The sequence below is a fragment of the Anabaena sp. AL93 genome, assembly GCF_001672085.1.
GTDB classification, from domain to species: Bacteria; Cyanobacteriota; Cyanobacteriia; order Cyanobacteriales; family Nostocaceae; genus Dolichospermum; species Dolichospermum heterosporum.
On the sequence record NZ_LJOU01000105.1, the window covers coordinates 1 to 18,556 of the forward strand.

The following is an 18,556-nucleotide window of genomic DNA, read 5'->3' on the forward strand; positions in this document are numbered from 1 at the left end:
AAAGAAGGGAATAGGCAAGAGGCAAGAGGCAAGAGGCAAGAGGCAAGAGGCAAGAGGCAAGAGGCAAGAGGCAAGAGGCAAGAGGCAAGAGGCAAGAGGCAAGAGGCAAGAGGCAAGAGGCAAGAGGGAACTTAAGAAGAGTTTGATGGTTTATTTTCTAACTTCACTAAAACGATTTATAGATTTTTGTTATGCCTATATCACGCTACGCAAAGGCGCAAAGGCGCAAAGGAAGAAATTAATTTCCTGTTGATTTTGTCATGGACTGACCGGCTAAGTAGGCTGTTGTCCAAGCACTTTGGAAGTTAAAGCCACCTGTAACACCATCAATATCTAATATCTCACCGGCAAAATGCAAGCCGGGGACTATTTTACTTTCCATTGTTTTGAAGTTGACTTCTTTGAGGTTGACTCCTCCACAGGTGACAAATTCTTCTTTAAATGCACCTTTACCTGTGATTAGGTATTCTCCTTGGGAGATTTCTTGGACTAGTTGATTTAAGGTTTTGTTGGATATGGTTGCCCAACGTTCTTCTGTGGGAATATGGGTACGATTGATAATATATTGCCAAAGCCGATGTGGTAAGTCTACACCACGATGTAAAGCGATCGCTTTTTGTCCCCATTCAGCTTTGACGGTTAAAAGTTTTTGTCTCACTTCTTCTTGTGATAAATCTGGCAACCAATTAATCAGTAATTTGTGTTGATAGCGATTTTCATTAAGAATTCTTGCACCCCAAGCCGAAAGTTTCAGCACTGCTGGACCACTTACACCCCAATGGGTAATTAATAATGGACCTGTTTGTTGTAATGGGGTTTTCCCTGTACCTGGTAAGCGCAGATTTACAGAACTAACGCTAATTCCCGCTAATTCCCGCAGTTGAGGATCTGCAATATTAAAGGTGAACAAAGAAGGTACAGGGGGTTGGATGTCATGACCTAATTCCCTAGCGATTTTATAACCAGCTAAACTGCTACCTGTAGCCAAGAGTAAGCTATCGCACTCTTTAGTTTCTCCCGACTTGAGCAGAATTTCAAAACCTGTATCTTTGCGGGTGACAGCCGTAACAGGTGTACCAATACAAAGTTCTATGTTGGCATCAAAAACTGCCTTAATTAAAGATTCAGCAATGGTTTCTGAACGGTCTGTAATCGGGAACATCCTTCCGTCAGCTTCCGTTTTCACATTCACCCCATGCGCCGCAAACCAAGCTATGGTATCTAAAGGTTGAAACCGGGTAAAAGCACCTAATAAAGCCTTACCACCTCTAGGGTAATTCTGGACTAAAATTTTTGGTTCAAAACAAGCATGAGTAACGTTACAACGCCCTCCACCGGAAATCAGCACTTTCGCCAAAGGTTGACGACTCGCTTCAATTAAAGTAACCTGGGCTTGGGGATTAGCCTCAGCACAAGCGATCGCACCAAAGAATCCCGCAGCCCCACCACCAATAACTACAATTTGCAAAGGTAACAACTTCAAAAATTTTTTAATATTTCAGATTTCAGATTTCAGATCCCCGACTTCTCAAAGAAGTCGGGGATCTATCCTATCTCCATATTACTCTTCATATAACTCAAAGTCTGATTTTGCTGCACCACAAACTGGACACCCCCAATCATCGGGAATATTTTCAAAAGCCGTTCCTGGTTCTATGCTGCTATCTGAATCACCTATTTCTGGGTCATAGATATAGCCACAAACCGTACATATATACTTTTGCATCTTTTTTACCTATGATCAATGACTTGTCAGTTTTTTTGATGTAATAATTATTGGTGGTAAATCTAAAAACGCCACCATCTCCTTGAGCAATAACTGAAGATTGCCAAAGCTATAGCCCCAAAGAACAGTAGAGTAATTACACCACCAGGAAGGAAAGTGATAATACCCAATCCTCTCAGTACGAACAAGGATACGCTCATCCCCAAGAGAATCCCAAAACCTTGGATTAATTTGCCATTTAAAGAAGATTGACTCACGGTGTTTTCCTGTTAACTCCAATTTGCGTTGGATTTGACACTCCCCGGTCTAAAGACACTGGGATTCTTGGTTCAACGAGACCACTTAAACTAGACTCCTTGTGTTATCTAGCTCAGAGGTGGGACTCTCCCCAAGCGTTAACTTTCGGTCTGCCCGACCGTAGTTGCATGACTGCAAGTCCTGTTGAGGATGAAACTTTTCTGTTTCAAAAATTCTGATTCGTCTAGCTCCTATAAATCTTTTACCTACTGCTAGGAGGGAACTAGAACAATGCAGTAGAACCGCATAGATTTAATTGTCAAGGTACAGATTACCGTTAGGCAGTTAGGTTTTTAGACAGGTTGATTACCTTTCCTGTGATAATTAGGATAACACAAGTCACTGGAGGAAGACAGCCTCTAGTTGGCTTTCATCCCTTGCCTAAAGAAAGGACAGTTAAGTTTTTCCGCCACGCTCCAAAACCTGCCCTCAAAGGTTTTTAGCCTATTTTCTTATAAGTGAATATGAACTTTAGACTCATTATGTGCGAAAACTGTATGAATTCGACTGTAATTAGAATTGAGTGAGTTAAACTCAATTAAATTATCAAGGTTAATCAGTTAAAACGTTACCAAAATCACTATATCTGCATTATATTATGTCAAACTCAAATCTTAAAAATATCGCTTACGCCATGTTACCATTACCAGATAGCCTCTGGAATCAAGATCAGCAAAGACTGCTGATTCAGGGGGAAGTATTAGTACAAACGAGATCCCATACTAACTGGGGTGGTGCTGTTACCGCTTGTATGTATGTACCCCTGATGAGATCCCATGTCTGGCAACAAATTACAGATTACCCCCGTTGGGTGCAATATTTTCCCGATATCACCAAAAGTGAAGTCATATCTAAAGGTGATGTCAAACGTCTCTATCAAGCCGCACAAAAAGCCTTTTTATTTTTCACGGCTCAAGTAGAAATTTATTTGAGCGTGGTGGAGGTGTTAGGGCAGCAAGTCCAGTTTCGCATGGAAAGAGGCTCATTTGCAGATTTTCATGCCAGTTTAGAACTCAAAGATATGGGTAATGGCACTTTATTAGCTTATACGGTACAAGCCACCCCCAACATTCCCATCCCCTCAATTTTTATTGAACAAGCAATGAATTTGGAGTTACCAGCAAATCTATGTAAAATGCGACAGGTGCTTTGTAATCATCAATAATAGCAATGTCACAGGCAACAACTATTTTGGATTTTTGGTTTGGTCATCTAAATGACCCAAATTACGGGAAAATTCAACCATTTTGGTTTGAAAAACAACCGGATTTCGATGCTAAAGTCCGCGACCTTTTTCTGGAAGATTACCAACAAGCGGTAGCCGGATATTTGCATGATTGGATGAATTCACCAGAAACCTGTCTAGCTTTAATTCTGTTACTAGATCAATTTCCCCGAAATATGTTTCGTGATACCCCACAAGCCTTTGCAACGGACTGGGAAGCACTGTCATTAGCGCAACACGCCACAAACAAAGGCTATGATAGAAAATTATTGGCTGTGCAACGCTGGTTCATATATTTACCCTTTGAACACAGTGAAGACCCAATTGATCAACGCAAGTGCATTAAGCTATTTCAACAACTTAGTCATGATCCCTACAGTGCAAAAGCGATTGAATCAGCTTTTCGACACAAGGAAATAATTGCTCGATTTGGTCGCTTTCCCCATCGTAATGCCATTTTAGGACGGATTTCTACCCCAGAGGAAGAGGAATTTTTGGAAGAACCAGGTTCTTCCTTTTAAGTTGGGAATTGGGTTATTTTCCGTGTCTAGCGACTCCAGAAGCCTTGCGAAAAGCTGTAATCTGTCGGTTATTTGGAATTAGTGCAGTTTTGAATGATAAAAGCATTGATTCGACCTTCAATGTTGTGCTATGATATCTAGTATATCAGACATATTAGGATTTGGCAATGCCTCGGATTAAATTTAAACCACAAAATCAAGTAGCCTACGATAAATCACCCTTGCAATTTAAGGTTTTACCTGGAGTCAGGGAAAAAATTAAAACCGTCCCTGACACAGCAGCAACGGTTGAGGGATTTTGTTGATCAACTTATTGAAGACTTGGACAAACAGTAATATATGGATAGTTATGGGTAGAAATTATCAAGCTGTTTCTACCCCCCCGCACCCTATGTGAGTTTAAAACTTTTAATTCTCTCATTTACAGCGATTTCCGGTCATATAAGGTACATCCTAGCCCCCTCATCGCACCCCCCTAAATCCCCCCGCAGCGGGGGGAAGAAAAGGATAAGCTTTTGATACTGGAGGGGGCTGGGGGTGGGGTTCTTGTTCCAGGTTTGATGACAATTTGCTGTAAGTAAATTTTTTATTTGCTTTCACTGATAACCGATTTGTAGCTTAATTTGATACTAATGGTCACTTTTCTGGTTCGATATTTTCGATATTTCCATAAGGTTGTCTCAAAAATTCTTCTCTTGTCATCCATTCTTGGGAGGTATGCCGAATATGGTAAATTATCACAGCATTACCTTCAATGCCAAAAAGAATCCGATAGCGTTTGGAATAGAGAAGATATCGGATTTCTTGTCCTACTATTTCCTTTTCTGGTGCGATCGCACAACGGTGAGGCATGGAAGCAAGAGTATCAATTGCAGCAAGTAATCCATTAAACCAATTAGCCCCATTTACAGGAGAATCTTGAGAAATCCACAAATAAAATTCCTCCGCATCGTCTAGTGCTATTGGAGTAATTCTAACGAGGTATTTCATGCTTTAACCGTAATTCTTCTAATGCCTCTACCGCGTCTTTTGTCTTTCCAGCAGCAGCTTCAGCTATGCCTTGACGAATTTTTGCGGCTGACCTTACTAGTTCTAACTCATCCAGTAATTCTTGATAAGATGCTGCATCCTGCATGATCACGGATGCTTTACCATTAACAGTGAGAATGATTGGTTTATGACTCGACTGTATTTGTTCAATGAACTGTCTAGCATTGCGCTGAAAGTCTGAAAGGGGGTAAATTTCCCGTGCATCAAGCATCATTGTTACCTCTCCATGAAATTCTCATTATATTTCATGTTAACTTATGGGTGTAAAAATTTCAAGCACAAAAGAATATTAGGTAAGTAATTAGACAAAAATATTTACAGTCATTGCGAGCGAAGAGAAGCAATCACAACCCTTGGAATTACTTCATTTCACTTCGTTCCATTCCCAATGACATTGTGTAATTAATTCTGTCTCACTACTTAAAGGGGGTTATTTCCACAACTCCCTTTTTCAGGGTGATGCTTTCTCTAGATTGTGCTTAATTTTACTAAAACAATTTCAATCTATGTCTTTAGATAGATGACATGGTTTTGATAAACTTTTAATATCACTTGGGTCTTGTGTTATTGAATACACTGAATTGTAGTCTAGTTATTCTAGCTACCATTTTTCGTGTTTTTGTATCAAAATTCGACAAATAGCCCTATTTTTAGGGTAATTTCACTATAAATATCTAAAACCAGTGAGATCATACAATGTTTGAAAATTACGGTTTGTTATTAAACGATGACAAAGATCAATCAATCAATTATAACATCAGCATTAGAACTAGCAAAAAATCAATTATATAGTTTTGCAAATAGTTCAGATTTTCAAACTAAAATGCAGTTGGCTTTTGGTGTTGCAGTTGATTCAAATAGTTTTCAAATTGCTTGGAAAAATCAAGATTTCAGTGTAATTCCCAATATTGAAGTTCGTACCGGATCTGAACTTGGTGGAGCAATTGGAGCTTATGCTCAAGCCACTAATACGATCTATTTATCTCAAGATTATCTCAACCAAAATGCAGCCGATATTGAATCTATAACTTCAGTATTATTGGAAGAAATTGGTCATGCTGTAGATGCTAAAATAAATATATTTGATACTCCTGGAGAAGAGGGAGCAATTTTTTCAGGTGTTGTTCAAGGAAAGACATTTGAGCCTGAGCAGATACAGCAATTGAAGGCTGAGGATGATACTGCAATCATCTTTTTGGATGGACAATTAATTCAAATTGAGCAAGCACAGCCTATCTCAAAAAGTGGTGGTGTAGGAGGATTAACTTTACCATTTCAACTCGATCCTTTACCACAAGGACAAACAGAAAAAAGCATCACTGTCAATTATTCATACGAGCATTTTTCGATTCCCGATCAGTTTGAAATAAGGTACGGGGCAACTCCTATTTTCTCTACGGGAGGACTTGTCTCCAATGGAAAGAGTGGCAGTAAGTCATTTAAACAAGTTTCAGGTAACGATCAACTTACTATTAAAGTAACAGCACCACAGTCTGGGACAGCTTGGCAATTTTCTGTTTCTACTGACGCTGCGGAGATTAATGTGGATGGGAAGGTAGGGGATGTTATTAAGATTGATCTCGGCAAACAGAAGGGAAACCTTGCCTTGAAATCATTGCCAGATGCTTCAAAGGGAAAATTGATTGATGAGAAAGGAGAAAATGCAACTACAGGGACTACATATAAGGTTTTATACTATGTTCCTAAAGTAACTGGAGCTATCCAAACCTATGGGAAAGATCGGACTGGCGACCTTGGTTTAGGTCAAGTAACTTTTGATGTTGAAGATCAGGATCAAAAGTCTCTAACCGTCAAAGTAAGTGTCACTGATGGATTCTCTACTACCGGCAGTAACACTGTCAAGGTGGAAAAAGGGAAACTGAATGTTTATACTCAACAACAGCGACTAGCTTATCTTGGTTTCCCTGGTAGCAGTGGCAGTCCTTTAGTTGTTGATGGAGATCCAGATACTGACTTCAAAGATTTGGTAGTCAACATTAAATCCACAAATGACCCATTACCCTTGGGTACAAATCTCCAAGGCAAACAACAAGGAGAAGTCCTTGATTTAAGGGGGATAACCAACAATGTAAAAGCTGATTTTACTGTTAATAGAGAAGCAGCTTTTAATAACTTCGTCGGCTTTTATAAAGTAGCAGATGAAAATGGTGGTATTGATATTGATGGTGATGGTACAGTTGATTTCCGTCCTGGTGACTCAGGTTATGCTCAAGCGGCTATCAAAAATCGTGTTGCGGGAATTGATCTCGGAGTTGATAACCAAGGAACTGCCTCTTTCACAGATAAAACATTGACAGGAGGAAGTATTTTTGCGCCGTTTATTCTTACTGATGGTCGCACTGTAGATCAAGTTCTGAATGGACAAGTTAACCAAGCTTACTTTGCTTATTTAGGAGCTAATAGTGATAAGGTAAGTAGGTGAACACAATAAAACCAAACTGTGTAAAGAAACGTAAAATCGCCCAAACCCTCTTCACTCTTGCCTATTGCCTCTTGCCTTTTGCCTTGCCATAACGACAATTTTCAACGCCAACCTACTTAGATCACATTCGTTTGTTAGGAAATAACGTCTTTGGTTTTGAAGATTTAGTAGGTGGGGGAGATAACGATTACAATGATATTATTGTCAAAGTAAATTTGACTGTCGTTTAGCGGGTAGGGGTTTAGCAGTGCTAAACCCCTACGCTTGTACTACAGGTTGGGATATTTTCTTCATTAGAAGTTTCTGTCTGAATTGTGGTCTATTTAATCTATCTGCTATTTTTTTCTCTAACTAAATTAAACAATTAAATATTGATAATATCTTCATATATTTCTGCCATTTCTAGAATCAAACCAACGGAATCTAAATGTAATTTATCATCACGATTAATCAAAATTTGTATAGTCCAATTTCCTTTTTCATCTTGACGATAAACTTCTACCTTGATTTCATTTTGAGAAATTAAAACATATTCTTTCAAACTTGCTAAACTGCGATAATTTACCAGTTTTTCCCGTCTATCTATAGTTTCTGTACTTGGTGATAGCACTTCGATAATTAAACAAGGATAATTTAAAAAATAACGGTCTTGATCTTCAGTGTCGCAACTAACAATCGCATCAGGATAGTAAAATATAGTTTTATTATCATTGGCTAAATTTATTTTCACTTTCATGTCAGACATGAAAACATTACAGGAACTACCCCGTAACCCGGAACGTAGTCTACTAGCAATATTGAGAGTAATTATATTATGTTCTTTACTACCTCCAGCCATAGCAAAGACTTCACCAGCAAAATATTCATGACGAATATCGCTAGATTGTTCTAATTCTAGATATTCTTCGACAGTGAAAAAGTAAAGAGGAGATTGCATAATTTTTCCTTTTTTAATAATTCTCAAATTATTGTCAAGTCTTTACCAATTTAGCTAAAGTACATTAAAATCCACTCTGGTTAAGAGGATGTTTGAAAAGTTTTGAATGTATAGACTGACCCCTCTCCAAACCTCTCCCCTGCAAGGGGAGAGGCTTTAAAACTCCCATTCCCTTGCAGTGAAGGGGGGTAGGGGGGTTAGGTTTTTGGAGATTACGGGTTTGATATAATACTTTTCAAACAACCTCTAACTCAAAATCAAAAATCATCCTATTTATTTTATGCCAAAGTAGTCGGTTTTAACCGACTTTAGCTTTTAGACAGGGAATTTATTCCCTGGCTTGAAGGGACTCTCAAATCTAACCCGTAAACACTTCTGCGGGTAAGCGATTAAAGGAAAGACGCTCATTTTGCACATCTACAAAAATGGTGTCACCGTCGCTGAAATCACCGCGTAAAATGGCTTTGGCTATTTGGGTTTCTAGTTCCCGCTGAATTGCTCTTTTTAATGGTCTTGCCCCAAAAACGGGATCATATCCTACCTCTGCCAAAAAGTCAAGAGCAGCACTGGATAATTTCAAAGCCATTTTCCGATCAGTTAATCTTTGTCTGAGTCTATCTACTTGTAATTGAACAATATTCCGCAATTCGGATTTTTGTAAACTGTGGAAAATAATTAATTCATCTAGACGGTTTAAGAACTCTGGACGGAAACTACTTCGCATTGCTTCCATGACGCGATTACGCATTTCATCGTAACGGCTATCATCTCCAGATATATCTAGGATATATTGAGAACCAATGTTACTGGTCATGATGATAATACTATTTTTAAAGTCTACTGTGCGACCTTGGGCATCTGTCACCCGACCATCATCGAGAATTTGCAGGAAAATATTAAATACGTCGGGGTGGGCTTTTTCGATTTCGTCGAATAAAATTACCGCGTAGGGACGACGACGAATGGCTTCGGTTAATTGTCCTCCTTCTTCATAACCCACATATCCGGGAGGCGCACCGATTAGTCGGGAAACGTTGTGCTTATCCATATATTCGGACATATCAATTCGCACCAAAGCCTCCTCAGTGTCAAACATATAAGCAGCTAAGGCTTTCGCTAGTTCGGTTTTACCGACACCAGTTGGACCAAGGAAGACAAAACTGGCTATGGGACGGTTTGGGTCAGAAAGTCCAGCGCGAGAACGTTGAATGGCATCTGCGACAGCGGTAACGGCTTCATGTTGACCGATAACCCGGTGATGTAATTCATCTTCTAAATGCAGGAGTTTTTCCTTTTCTGATTCGACTAATTTATTCAGGGGAATGCCTGTCCATTTAGAAATAATTTCGGCAATATCGGCTTCTGTAACTTCTTCGCGTAATAGTGATTTTCCGGTTTTTTGAGTTTGGGAAAGTTCAGTTTCTACGGCTTGTAATTGCCGATGTAAGTCTGTTAATTTGCCATATTTTAATTCCGCAGCCCGGTTAAGATCGTAGTCTCTTTCGGTTTGTTGAATTTCTAAATTAACTCGGTCAATTTCTTCTTTAATTGATTGAATTTTGGTGATAATCCCTTTTTCAGATTGCCATTGTGTGCTAAGGGTTCTTTGATCTTCTTTGAGGTCAGCGAGTTCTTTTTCTAATCTTTCTAAACGTTCACGGGAAGCAGGATCACTTTCTTTTTGTAAAGAGAGTTTTTCCATTTCTAATTGCAGGATTTTCCGATCTATTTCGTCCAGTTCTTCGGGTTTGGATGTAATCTCCATCTTGAGTCTAGCAGCGGCTTCATCTACTAAATCAATGGCTTTATCGGGCAGAAAGCGATCGCTAATATAACGATTAGAGAGAGTGGCCGCAGCGACGAGAGAACTATCAGAAATTCTCACCCCATGATGGACTTCATAACGTTCTTTCAAACCGCGTAAAATGGAAATTGTATCTTGAACGTTGGGCTGATCTACATAAACTTGTTGAAAACGTCTTTCTAAAGCGGCATCTTTTTCCAAATATTTGCGGTATTCATCCAAAGTTGTCGCCCCAATGCAGCGTAATTCACCCCGTGCTAACATGGGTTTTAATAAGTTTCCGGCATCCATCGCCCCTTGACTTGCACCTGCACCGACAACGGTATGAATTTCATCAATAAACAACACAATATTCCCACCGGATTCGGTGACTTCTTTTAATACGGCTTTGAGACGTTCTTCAAATTCACCTCGGAATTTTGCTCCCGCAATTAAAGCCCCCATATCTAAACTGATGAGTTTACGATCTTTGAGAGATTGGGGAACATCACCCGCTACAATGCGCTGTGCCAAACCTTCGGCGATCGCAGTTTTCCCTACACCAGGTTCACCAATTAAAACCGGGTTATTTTTGGTTCTGCGGGAGAGAATTTGTACTGTGCGTCTAATTTCATCATCACGACCGATTACGGGGTCTAGTTGACCTTTGCGGGCGGCTTCTGTGAGATCACGTCCGTACTTCTCCAGTGATTGATATTTACCTTCTGGATTTTGGTCAGTCACTTTTTGTTTCCCCCGAATTTCTTTAATAATATTTTTGAGTTTGTTTTCATCTAAACCGAATTCTTGCAGTAAACTTTTGCCAAACCGATCATCTTTGGCGTAACCTAACAGTAAATGTTCAATAGAAATAAATTCGTCTTTAAATTCTTGACGATATTTTTCTGCCCGATCTAATAATGTATCTAAGCTGCGTCCTAAATAAACAGAAGCACTAGCGCCGGATACCTTGGGTTGACGTTGGATAAATTGCTCTGTGCGATCTCGAACTTTTTGCAAACTTGTCCCAGCTTTGGTGAAAATCGCGCTGGCCAGTCCTTCCTGTTCCAGCAACCCTTTCATCAGGTGTTCACTTTCTAGCTGCTGTTGCTGATATTGTTTAGCGACATCGGGGGTATGAGCGATCGCTTCCCAGGCTTTCTCTGTAAATTGATTGGGGTTAGTCGGCTGCATAAGCTTTTAGAATAACAAACTACCGTTTAATAAGATCATTGTAAAAATATTTGGCGGAATAGCTAGATCGGTCTTCACGTCTTTAAAATGTAGTATTATTGCCCAATACTGGCTAACTAAGCATATTTATCTTCAACTAGTCTATGTTTTCCGATATTGAAACCCATTGGACAAAAGCATCTGTTCTGGCTGCTGCTTGGCAAAATATCTTAAAAGGATATCCAGACGGGACTTTTCGCCCTGATGCTCCTGTGACTCGCGCAGAATTTGCGGCGATTATTTATACACCATTATCATTCAAACAACCATTATCTCGTCCAGCGGTAACTTTTAAAGATGTTCCCACTCATCATTGGGCAGCTAAGGCGATCGCTCAAGCATATCAAACAAATTACCTCTCTGGATATGCCAATTTGACTTTTCAACCTAATCAAATTATTTCCCGTGTCCAAGCTTTAACAGCTTTAGTTTCCGGGTTAAAATATGGGGTGACAATTGAACCTATTATTACTTTAAAAAAGAATTATACCGACTTTGCCCAAATTCCCGTTTATGCAATGGGAGCGATCGCAGCCGCCACCGAAAAAGGCATAGTTGTTAATTACCCAGACATCAAACTTTTGCAGCCCAATAAAAACCTGACTAGAGGTGAAATAGCTCCTTTTATTTGTCGAATTCTAGAAATTCCCACTGTACCTGCTCAATATATTCCTGGCAGAGAATTATTTGTCATTTCCCCACAATTTGATCAAGCTGATGATTTTTCTGAAGGATTAGCACGAGTTCAAAAAGATAATAAATGGGGCTATATTGACAAAACCGGAAAATTTGTAATTCCTCCCAAATTTGATGAAGCCAGTTCTTTTTCCCAAGGATGGGCGTTAGTTAGAGAAAATATAAAATAGGAGTCAGGAGTCAGGAGTCAGAAGAAAGAAGAAAGAAGAAAGAAGGAAGAATAAGGAAATAATTCTGATTTCTTGCCCTTACAAAAATCTATTACAATCTAAAATCTAAAATCGAATCATGGAAATTCGCGGCGTTTGGATAACAACCACAGATAGTAAAGTATTTGATAAGCAAGAAAACATGGCTGAGGCAATGAAATTTCTCGCCGAAACTGGATTTAACGTTGTCTTTCCTGTTGTTTGGAATCAGGGATTTACCAACTATCCCAGTGAATTCATGAAAGCGACATTTGGTAAAGATAGAGAAATAAACCCGCGTTTTATAGACAAAAATACTGGTAAACATAGAGATCCTTTAAGCGAAATCATAACAGAAGCTAAAAAATGGAATATTGCAGTTATCCCCTGGTTTGAATATGGCTTTATGAGTTCTTATCAAATCAAAAAGGGATCAATAATCGAGAAAAAACCCGAATGGACAGCTATAGATTCTACTGGTAAAGACCTAGTTATCAATAATTTTTATTGGCTAAATGCTTTTGATAGCGAAGTGCAAGACTTTTTATTAAGTTTATTCCTAGAAGTTGCCACAAAATATAAATATGATATTGCTGGCATTCAAGGAGATGATCATTTTCCGGCTTTTCCAATAGAAGGTGGTTACAATCTAGAAACAATTGCACTTTATGAACAAGAGTTTAAAGAACAACCACCAAAACCCCCAGAAAAACAAAATCCCCAAGATCCAAAATTACAAGATCCAGAATGGACTAGAAAATGGAAACAATGGGTACGGTGGAGGGCTGATATTCTTTCCGTTTTTCTCAGCCGTGTTTATCGAGAAATCATTAACGTTAATCCTGAATTAATTATTTCCATATCTCCCAGCGTGTATCCTTGGGGTTATGTTAACTACCTGCAAGATTCTCAAACTTGGATTGATTTGGGATTAGTTGATTTAATTCATCCCCAAATATATAGAGATACATTTGAAAATTATCAAAGTGAGATAGATAGAATCAAAAAAGATCAATTTACCCAACAACAATTACTGCAATTGATTCCGGGCATTAAAATTAAAACTGGTACATATCGAATTACTCCAGAACATTTAGTTAATGTCCTAAATTACAACCGCAAAGTTGTTGGTATTCAAGGAGAAGCTTGTTGGTTTTATGAAGGGTTGCGAGAAGATAATGATGCTTTAGCCAAAGTTCTCAAATCTGGGATTTATTCGCAACCACCAGGAATATTTGACGCGAAAGAAATCAAAAAGTATAGTTTTACCCATCGGCGTAGCAATAACGATGATTATTATTATATAAATCCCACATCACAGCAAATTCGACTGAAAGTAAAATTCGATTGGGTTGAGCCATTGTCCGAGGGAATATCAGTCATCAAAATAGGTTATAAATCTGCTTACATTGAGCAAATTGGTAAATTTATTACCCGTCTTCAGTATGATACTGCTGCACCCTTTATAGAAGAAATGGCTGTAGTCAGCATCAAGAATAAATATGGCTATATTAATAAAACAGGTAAGGAGATTATCCCGCTGCAATTTGATGATGCTGTATCTTTTTCTGAAGGTGTCGCTGCTGTAAAAATAGCTAGTAAATGGGGATTTATTAATGCCTTTGGTGAAATTTTTATTTCTCCTCAATTTGATGAGGTTAAATCATTTCATGAGGATATTGCCGCTGTAAAAGTAGCAAATCAATGGGGATTTATTAATAAAGCAGGTGGCATGATTATTCTCCCTGAATTTGATGATGCTAAAAGTTTTTACGCAGGTTTAGGATTAGTTAAAGTTGGGAATAAATGGGGTTATATAGATAGAATTGGTCAATTTATTATCAATCCCCAATTTGATGAAGCTGATATTTTCTCCGAAGAATTAGCCCCTGTAAAAATGGCAGGAAAATGGGGATATATCAATCGCTATGGTGAGTTGATCATTCCAGCGACTTTTGATTTTGCTAAACCTTTTTCTGAAGGTCTGGCATTAGTTAATGTTGGTGGAGAATTTAAACCAAATCAAGAATCAGGAAAATCATCTTTTATCGCTGGTAAATGGGGATATATTCGCAAACCTTAAAGGATTCTCGATAGATAAGTTTTTTAAATAGGATTTTCGGCAAATTAGTCCATTCTCAATAAGCGGGGGGTAATTCTCAGAGTTATTGAGAATGTTGTCAATAATTTCACGAAGTTTCAACTTTCTAGCAATTGATTATTGACATAGTTACAGTTTCTGCTATATTGGTGATATAATCTGAGAGTTTTTGTGTGCTAAGTCGAAAATTGTGATTTAAACTTTATTTCTGACTCATGAATTCTTCTTCAAGAATATGTCTCACGCAAACGCGCAAAGGCGCAAAGTTTAAATTCGCCAAATATATTTTGTATAGGAATTATCAACTTTGAATTAAACTGTTAAGAAAGCACAGTCAAAGTGGTGATATGGCAATTCAGTCAACAGCAGAAATTTTATTTCAAACTGCTTATGAAGGTCGTTACACTTGGGATGAAAACTTTCCTGGTTATGCTGCCGATGTGCAACTGCTACAGGAAGGAGAAGTTTATACAGGTAAAATTCAGATTGACCGTAATTTGAATGTGGAAATTACGGGAGTTGCAGATAAACAAATAGAAGCAGGAATTGATATTCATTTACAGGAAATAATTACTCGCTGTCAAGGAAGCAATTTTCAAACTTCTTCTAGTGAAAATGAGTTTAGTTTGGGTAACCCAGCAGAAACGGTTTTTGTCAAAGGCGAAAATACTGATTCTCAATATCAAATCCGTAACCAAAAAATCTGTCAAGAAATTCGGGTTATGGGTCGGATGTCTTTGGAGATTAATTCTGAGCAATTCCTAGATACAGACTCCGGTTATATCCCTTCTGCTTATGATGTGGTTTTTCGCAATTCGCAAACAGGTGATGTTAATAGCATCCTCAAGTTTACGGACACATATCAAAAATTTGGTAATTACTACATTTTAACGAAGCAGGTAGTGGCAGAATATGAAGATGGGAAAACTGCAACTCCTCAATCAATTACCGAGTTTGTTTATTCCAATATTCAGCTACTGGAATAGGGAGGAGGCAGGGGAGAATATTTTTCTTCCCACTGACCACTGACCACTGACTAATGACCAATTATCCATTTCCAGCCTACACTAGATAATTAGCAACTCGGATAATTACCAATTTATTTACTAAACAGGTCTAAACCTATGGAACTAACGATAGAAAATGTAGAAACTGTATTAGACGAGATGCGCCCTTATCTCATGTCTGATGGTGGTAACGTAAAACTCGTAGAATTGGATGGACCGATTGTTAAAGTCGAGTTACAGGGTGCTTGTGGTTCTTGTCCCAGTTCCACTATGACTCTGAAAATGGGTATTGAACGCCGTCTTAAGGAAATGATTCCTGAAATCTCTGAAGTAGAACAAGTTGTAGGATAAGTTTCTGAAGTAAAAAAAGTTATCTAAATCGCTGGTAATGGGGAATGGGGGAAGAGGTAATTGGTAAGATATACTTGTCACCTGTTCCCCGTTCCCTATTTTCCATCACCTACTCTTTTATATATTATATGTCTCATCCTTTGCACGTTGCGTTTATCTGGCATCAACATCAACCGTTGTACAAGTCTCCTGAAAATGGTAGTTCTCTAGTGACTAGCCAGCAGTACCGCTTGCCTTGGGTACGTTTACATGGGACTAAGGATTATTTGGATTTAGTATTATTGTTAGAGAAGTATCCTAAACTGCACCAAACGGTGAATTTAGTTCCCTCGTTAATATTGCAAATAGAAGATTATGTTGCAGGTACGGCTTTTGACCCTTATTTAACTGCTAGTTTAACTCCTGTAGAAAAGTTGACTCGTGAACAAAAAGAGTTCATTGTTCAACATTTCTTTGATGCTAACCATCATACTTTGATTGATCCTCATCCTCGTTATGCCGAGTTATATTACCAAAGGCAGGAACAGGGACAAAGTTGGTGTTTAGCAAATTGGCAGTTGTCAGATTATGGTGATTTACTAGCTTGGCATAATTTAGCTTGGATTGATCCTTTATTTTGGCATGATCCAGAAATTGCGGCTTGGTTAGCACAAGGTCGTAATTTTAGTTTAGGCGATCGCCAGCGCATTTATTCCAAACAGCGGCAAATCCTCAGTCAGATTATTCCCCAACATCGGAAAATGCAGTCAAGTGGACAACTGGAAGTTACCACTACTCCCTATACTCACCCGATTTTACCCTTATTAGCTGATACTAATTCAGGACGGGTGGCTGTGCCGCAGATGACATTACCCAAGCAGCGGTTTCAGTGGGTAGAAGATATCCCCCGGCATTTACAAAAATCCTGGGATTTATATATAGATAGGTTTGGGCAAGATCCTAGAGGTTTATGGCCTTCTGAACAGTCCGTTAGTCCAGAAATTTTACCGTATATTATTAAACAAGGGTTTAAATGGATTTGCTCAGATGAAGCGGTTTTAGGTTGGTCATTAAAACACTTTTTTCATCGAGACGCTGCGGGAAATGTCCAAGAACCAGAATTGCTCTATCGTCCCTATCGTCTGCAAACTCCAGCAGGTGAAGTGGCGATTGTTTTCCGTGATCACAGATTATCAGATTTAATTGGCTTTACATACAGTGCAATGCCGGCAAAGAAAGCAGCAGCGGATTTAGTTGGACATTTGCAAGCGATCGCTAAACAACAAAAAGAAAGTAACGATGATCAACCTTGGTTAGTGACAATTGCCCTAGACGGGGAAAATTGTTGGGAATTTTATCCCCACGACGGGAAAGACTTCTTAGAAACATTGTATGAAAGTTTGAGCAATGAACCCCATATCAAACTTGTCACCGTTTCCGAATTCATTGAAAAACACCCACCTACCGCCACTATTCCCGCTGCACAACTCCATAGTGGTTCTTGGGTAGACGGCAATTTTACCACATGGATAGGAGATCCCGTCAAAAACCGCGCCTGGGACTATCTCACCGCAGCTAGACAAGTCTTAGCAAATCATCCCGAAGCCACAGAACAAAACAACCCAGCCGCCTGGGAAGCCCTATATGCGGCTGAAGGTTCAGACTGGTTTTGGTGGTTTGGAGAGGGACATTCTTCCAATCAAGATGCCATTTTTGACCAATTATTTCGGGAACATCTCTATGGCATTTACAAAGCCTTAAATGAACCCATACCTCCATATCTGCACACCCCCCTAGAAATCCATCAAGCCCGTTCTGACCATAAACCACAAGGCTTTATTCATCCTATCATAGATGGTAAAGGTGATGAACAAGATTGGGACAAAGCTGGGCGCATCGAAGTTGGTGGTGCTAGAGGAACAATGCACAACAGCAGCACTATCCAACGTTTATGGTATGGGGTAGACCATTTAAACTTTTATGTGCGAGTAGATTTTAAAACAGGTGCTGTTCCTGGCAAAGATATACCTCCAGATTTGCACCTATTCTGGTATTATCCAGATAGAACAATGGTGAATAGTTCCATACCTCTAGCGGAAGTACCAGACAGCGCACCTTTGAATTATCTATTTCACCATCATTTGGAAGTTAATTTACTCAGTCAATCGGTGCAGTTTCGAGCCGCAGGAGATAATCATTTATGGTATCCCCGTGCCTCTCGCGCCCAAGTTGCGTTAGATTCTTGTTTAGAAATAGCAGTACCTTGGGCTGATTTGCGAGTCCCTCCAGATTATCCTCTGCGGTTGATTTTGGTGTCTTCTGATGATGGTTGTTTTTCTGGTTATGTTCCAGAAAATGGTCTGATTCCTATTGATGTTCCTTAGTGATAAGTAGGTGGGTGTTGAAAATTGTCGTTATGGCAAGGCAAAAGGCAAGAGGCAAGAGGCAAGAGTGAAGAGGGTTTAGACGATTTTACGTTTCTTTACACAGTTTGGTTTTATTGTGTTCACCTACATAATTCTCCCGATTTTTATCGGGATTTCTGATTTTTGTTTCACGCAAAGCATCTTTTTTTGACTGAAGCTCTAAACTCTGAAACTTTAGACTTTCTTATCTGTTTTTTGTAATATACTCAACACGGTTCAGACATGGACTTTTACAAAATTACGAAAAACCTCAAGTCGTCTCATTCCTAGTCTCTGACTGGGAATGAATTCTAGAACCCACATTCCGCACCCTTGACTGTCACAAACGGTGATTACGGAGGTAAATTGATGAAAAATGAGTAAAAGAATACATTTATCTATAAAAAAACAAATTTTAGATAGGAAAATTGATTCAGATACATTCTCAATAAGAAGCAATAAAGAATGAGGGTGGTTTCTGGCAGAAAATATAATATAATTTTATTGTTAGTCTATCAAGACTTAATCATAACTTATATCCTTCTAGAAATAAACTTAAAAACAGCATTAAAACTTAAACTCATTAATAAAATCAATGAGTCAAATTGTATAAT

19 protein-coding genes are annotated in these 18,556 nt (G+C 38.8%); 11 read left to right on the plus strand and 8 right to left on the minus strand.

The window, feature by feature from the left end:
- On the plus strand, nt 1-253 hold a 253-nt coding region (locus AN486_RS22275; protein WP_290602626.1), incomplete at its 5' end, for a hypothetical protein.
- Here AN486_RS22275 and AN486_RS22280 read toward each other — a convergent pair.
- From AN486_RS22280 to AN486_RS22290, 3 genes are all read right to left on the minus strand, one after another.
- A complete protein-coding gene (locus tag AN486_RS22280; protein ID WP_290602632.1) occupies nt 239-1,477 on the minus strand; it encodes an NAD(P)/FAD-dependent oxidoreductase in 1,239 nt (412 codons plus the stop codon). The two genes, AN486_RS22275 and AN486_RS22280, sit on opposite strands and share 15 nt — an antisense overlap.
- 84 nt (nt 1,478-1,561) lie before the next feature.
- The gene (gene rd, locus AN486_RS22285; RefSeq protein ID WP_081424126.1) at nt 1,562-1,726 is read right to left on the minus strand and encodes a rubredoxin; all 165 of its coding nucleotides are present in this window, start codon (nt 1,724-1,726) and stop codon (nt 1,562-1,564) included.
- Between the two features lie 62 nt (nt 1,727-1,788).
- Nucleotides 1,789-1,983, minus strand: a complete 195-nt coding sequence (locus AN486_RS22290; protein ID WP_071992800.1) for a hypothetical protein — start codon at nt 1,981-1,983, stop codon at nt 1,789-1,791.
- Between the two features lie 638 nt (nt 1,984-2,621).
- Here AN486_RS22290 and AN486_RS22295 point away from each other — a divergent pair.
- Nucleotides 2,622-3,188, plus strand: coding sequence for an SRPBCC family protein (locus AN486_RS22295; protein ID WP_035082469.1), 567 nt, complete (start codon nt 2,622-2,624; stop codon nt 3,186-3,188).
- A 5-nt stretch (nt 3,189-3,193) separates the two neighbouring features.
- On the plus strand, nt 3,194-3,769 hold the full coding sequence (locus AN486_RS22300; protein ID WP_053537970.1) for a DUF924 family protein: 576 nt from the start codon (nt 3,194-3,196) through the stop codon (nt 3,767-3,769).
- Nucleotides 3,770-3,782: 13 nt separating this feature from the next.
- On the opposite strand, the gene AN486_RS22305 is transcribed toward AN486_RS22300, so the two are convergent.
- Entirely contained in the window at nt 3,783-3,875 is a 93-nt protein-coding gene (locus tag AN486_RS22305; protein WP_233455513.1) for a helix-turn-helix domain-containing protein, read from the minus strand.
- 61 nt (nt 3,876-3,936) lie between these two features.
- Between AN486_RS22305 and AN486_RS22310 the strand changes: the two genes are divergently transcribed.
- The gene (locus tag AN486_RS22310) at nt 3,937-4,074 is read left to right on the plus strand and encodes a hypothetical protein (RefSeq protein WP_168636213.1); all 138 of its coding nucleotides are present in this window, start codon (nt 3,937-3,939) and stop codon (nt 4,072-4,074) included.
- A 331-nt stretch (nt 4,075-4,405) separates the two neighbouring features.
- On the opposite strand, the gene AN486_RS22315 is transcribed toward AN486_RS22310, so the two are convergent.
- Both AN486_RS22315 and AN486_RS22320 read right to left on the minus strand, forming a co-directional pair.
- A complete protein-coding gene (locus AN486_RS22315) occupies nt 4,406-4,759 on the minus strand; it encodes a type II toxin-antitoxin system RelE/ParE family toxin (protein WP_053537971.1) in 354 nt (117 codons plus the stop codon).
- On the minus strand, nt 4,743-5,033 hold the full coding sequence (locus AN486_RS22320; RefSeq protein WP_233455512.1) for a type II toxin-antitoxin system Phd/YefM family antitoxin: 291 nt from the start codon (nt 5,031-5,033) through the stop codon (nt 4,743-4,745). Before AN486_RS22320 ends, AN486_RS22315 begins: the two co-directional genes overlap by 17 nt.
- Before the next feature lie 513 nt (nt 5,034-5,546).
- On the opposite strand from AN486_RS22320, the gene AN486_RS22325 reads away from it, so the two are divergent.
- Together AN486_RS22325 and AN486_RS26730 are read left to right on the plus strand one after the other, a co-directional pair.
- Complete coding sequence (locus tag AN486_RS22325; protein ID WP_053537973.1) at nt 5,547-7,262, plus strand: hypothetical protein; 1,716 nt, start codon at nt 5,547-5,549, stop codon at nt 7,260-7,262.
- A gap of 131 nt (nt 7,263-7,393) precedes the next feature.
- A complete protein-coding gene (locus AN486_RS26730; protein ID WP_168636410.1) occupies nt 7,394-7,492 on the plus strand; it encodes a DUF4114 domain-containing protein in 99 nt (32 codons plus the stop codon).
- Nucleotides 7,493-7,626: 134 nt separating this feature from the next.
- Here AN486_RS26730 and AN486_RS22330 read toward each other — a convergent pair whose 3' ends face one another.
- Both AN486_RS22330 and clpB read right to left on the minus strand, forming a co-directional pair.
- Nucleotides 7,627-8,199 (minus strand): Uma2 family endonuclease, encoded by a 573-nt coding sequence (locus AN486_RS22330; protein ID WP_053537974.1) that lies wholly within the window; start codon nt 8,197-8,199, stop codon nt 7,627-7,629.
- Between the two features lie 358 nt (nt 8,200-8,557).
- Nucleotides 8,558-11,176, minus strand: a complete 2,619-nt coding sequence (clpB, locus tag AN486_RS22335) for an ATP-dependent chaperone ClpB (protein ID WP_290602628.1) — start codon at nt 11,174-11,176, stop codon at nt 8,558-8,560.
- Between the two features lie 143 nt (nt 11,177-11,319).
- Between clpB and AN486_RS22340 the strand changes: the two genes are divergently transcribed.
- The 5 genes from AN486_RS22340 (at nt 11,320) to AN486_RS22360 (ending at nt 17,921) form a co-directional block, all read left to right on the plus strand.
- Nucleotides 11,320-12,081 carry an S-layer homology domain-containing protein gene (locus AN486_RS22340; protein ID WP_081424128.1) on the plus strand — a complete coding sequence of 254 codons (762 nt, stop codon included), beginning with the start codon at nt 11,320-11,322 and terminating at the stop codon, nt 12,079-12,081.
- A 118-nt stretch (nt 12,082-12,199) separates the two neighbouring features.
- Entirely contained in the window at nt 12,200-14,182 is a 1,983-nt protein-coding gene (locus AN486_RS22345) for a WG repeat-containing protein (protein ID WP_290602629.1), read from the plus strand.
- Between the two features lie 365 nt (nt 14,183-14,547).
- Nucleotides 14,548-15,186 carry a DUF3386 domain-containing protein gene (locus AN486_RS22350; protein WP_290602631.1) on the plus strand — a complete coding sequence of 213 codons (639 nt, stop codon included), beginning with the start codon at nt 14,548-14,550 and terminating at the stop codon, nt 15,184-15,186.
- A 138-nt stretch (nt 15,187-15,324) separates the two neighbouring features.
- Nucleotides 15,325-15,558, plus strand: coding sequence for a NifU family protein (locus tag AN486_RS22355; protein WP_053537978.1), 234 nt, complete (start codon nt 15,325-15,327; stop codon nt 15,556-15,558).
- Nucleotides 15,559-15,686: 128 nt separating this feature from the next.
- Nucleotides 15,687-17,921, plus strand: a complete 2,235-nt coding sequence (locus tag AN486_RS22360) for a glycoside hydrolase (protein ID WP_290602633.1) — start codon at nt 15,687-15,689, stop codon at nt 17,919-17,921.
- Nucleotides 17,922-18,556 lie beyond the last annotated feature (635 nt).

Coding starts and splice junctions, on each gene's coding strand:
- AN486_RS22360 (WP_290602633.1), top strand. CDS start 15,687: ATGTCTCATCCTTTGCACGTTGCGTTTATCTGGCATCAACATCAACCG.
- AN486_RS22295 (WP_035082469.1), top strand. CDS start 2,622: ATGTCAAACTCAAATCTTAAAAATATCGCTTACGCCATGTTACCATTA.
- AN486_RS22310 (WP_168636213.1), top strand. CDS start 3,937: ATGCCTCGGATTAAATTTAAACCACAAAATCAAGTAGCCTACGATAAA.
- AN486_RS22350 (WP_290602631.1), top strand. CDS start 14,548: ATGGCAATTCAGTCAACAGCAGAAATTTTATTTCAAACTGCTTATGAA.
- AN486_RS22320 (WP_233455512.1), bottom strand. CDS start 5,033: ATGATGCTTGATGCACGGGAAATTTACCCCCTTTCAGACTTTCAGCGC.
- AN486_RS22305 (WP_233455513.1), bottom strand. CDS start 3,875: ATGCTTTTATCATTCAAAACTGCACTAATTCCAAATAACCGACAGATT.
- AN486_RS22300 (WP_053537970.1), top strand. CDS start 3,194: ATGTCACAGGCAACAACTATTTTGGATTTTTGGTTTGGTCATCTAAAT.
- AN486_RS22325 (WP_053537973.1), top strand. CDS start 5,547: ATGACAAAGATCAATCAATCAATTATAACATCAGCATTAGAACTAGCA.
- AN486_RS22330 (WP_053537974.1), bottom strand. CDS start 8,199: ATGCAATCTCCTCTTTACTTTTTCACTGTCGAAGAATATCTAGAATTA.
- AN486_RS22345 (WP_290602629.1), top strand. CDS start 12,200: ATGGAAATTCGCGGCGTTTGGATAACAACCACAGATAGTAAAGTATTT.
- rd (WP_081424126.1), bottom strand. CDS start 1,726: ATGCAAAAGTATATATGTACGGTTTGTGGCTATATCTATGACCCAGAA.
- AN486_RS22340 (WP_081424128.1), top strand. CDS start 11,320: ATGTTTTCCGATATTGAAACCCATTGGACAAAAGCATCTGTTCTGGCT.
- AN486_RS22315 (WP_053537971.1), bottom strand. CDS start 4,759: ATGAAATACCTCGTTAGAATTACTCCAATAGCACTAGACGATGCGGAG.
- AN486_RS22355 (WP_053537978.1), top strand. CDS start 15,325: ATGGAACTAACGATAGAAAATGTAGAAACTGTATTAGACGAGATGCGC.
- clpB (WP_290602628.1), bottom strand. CDS start 11,176: ATGCAGCCGACTAACCCCAATCAATTTACAGAGAAAGCCTGGGAAGCG.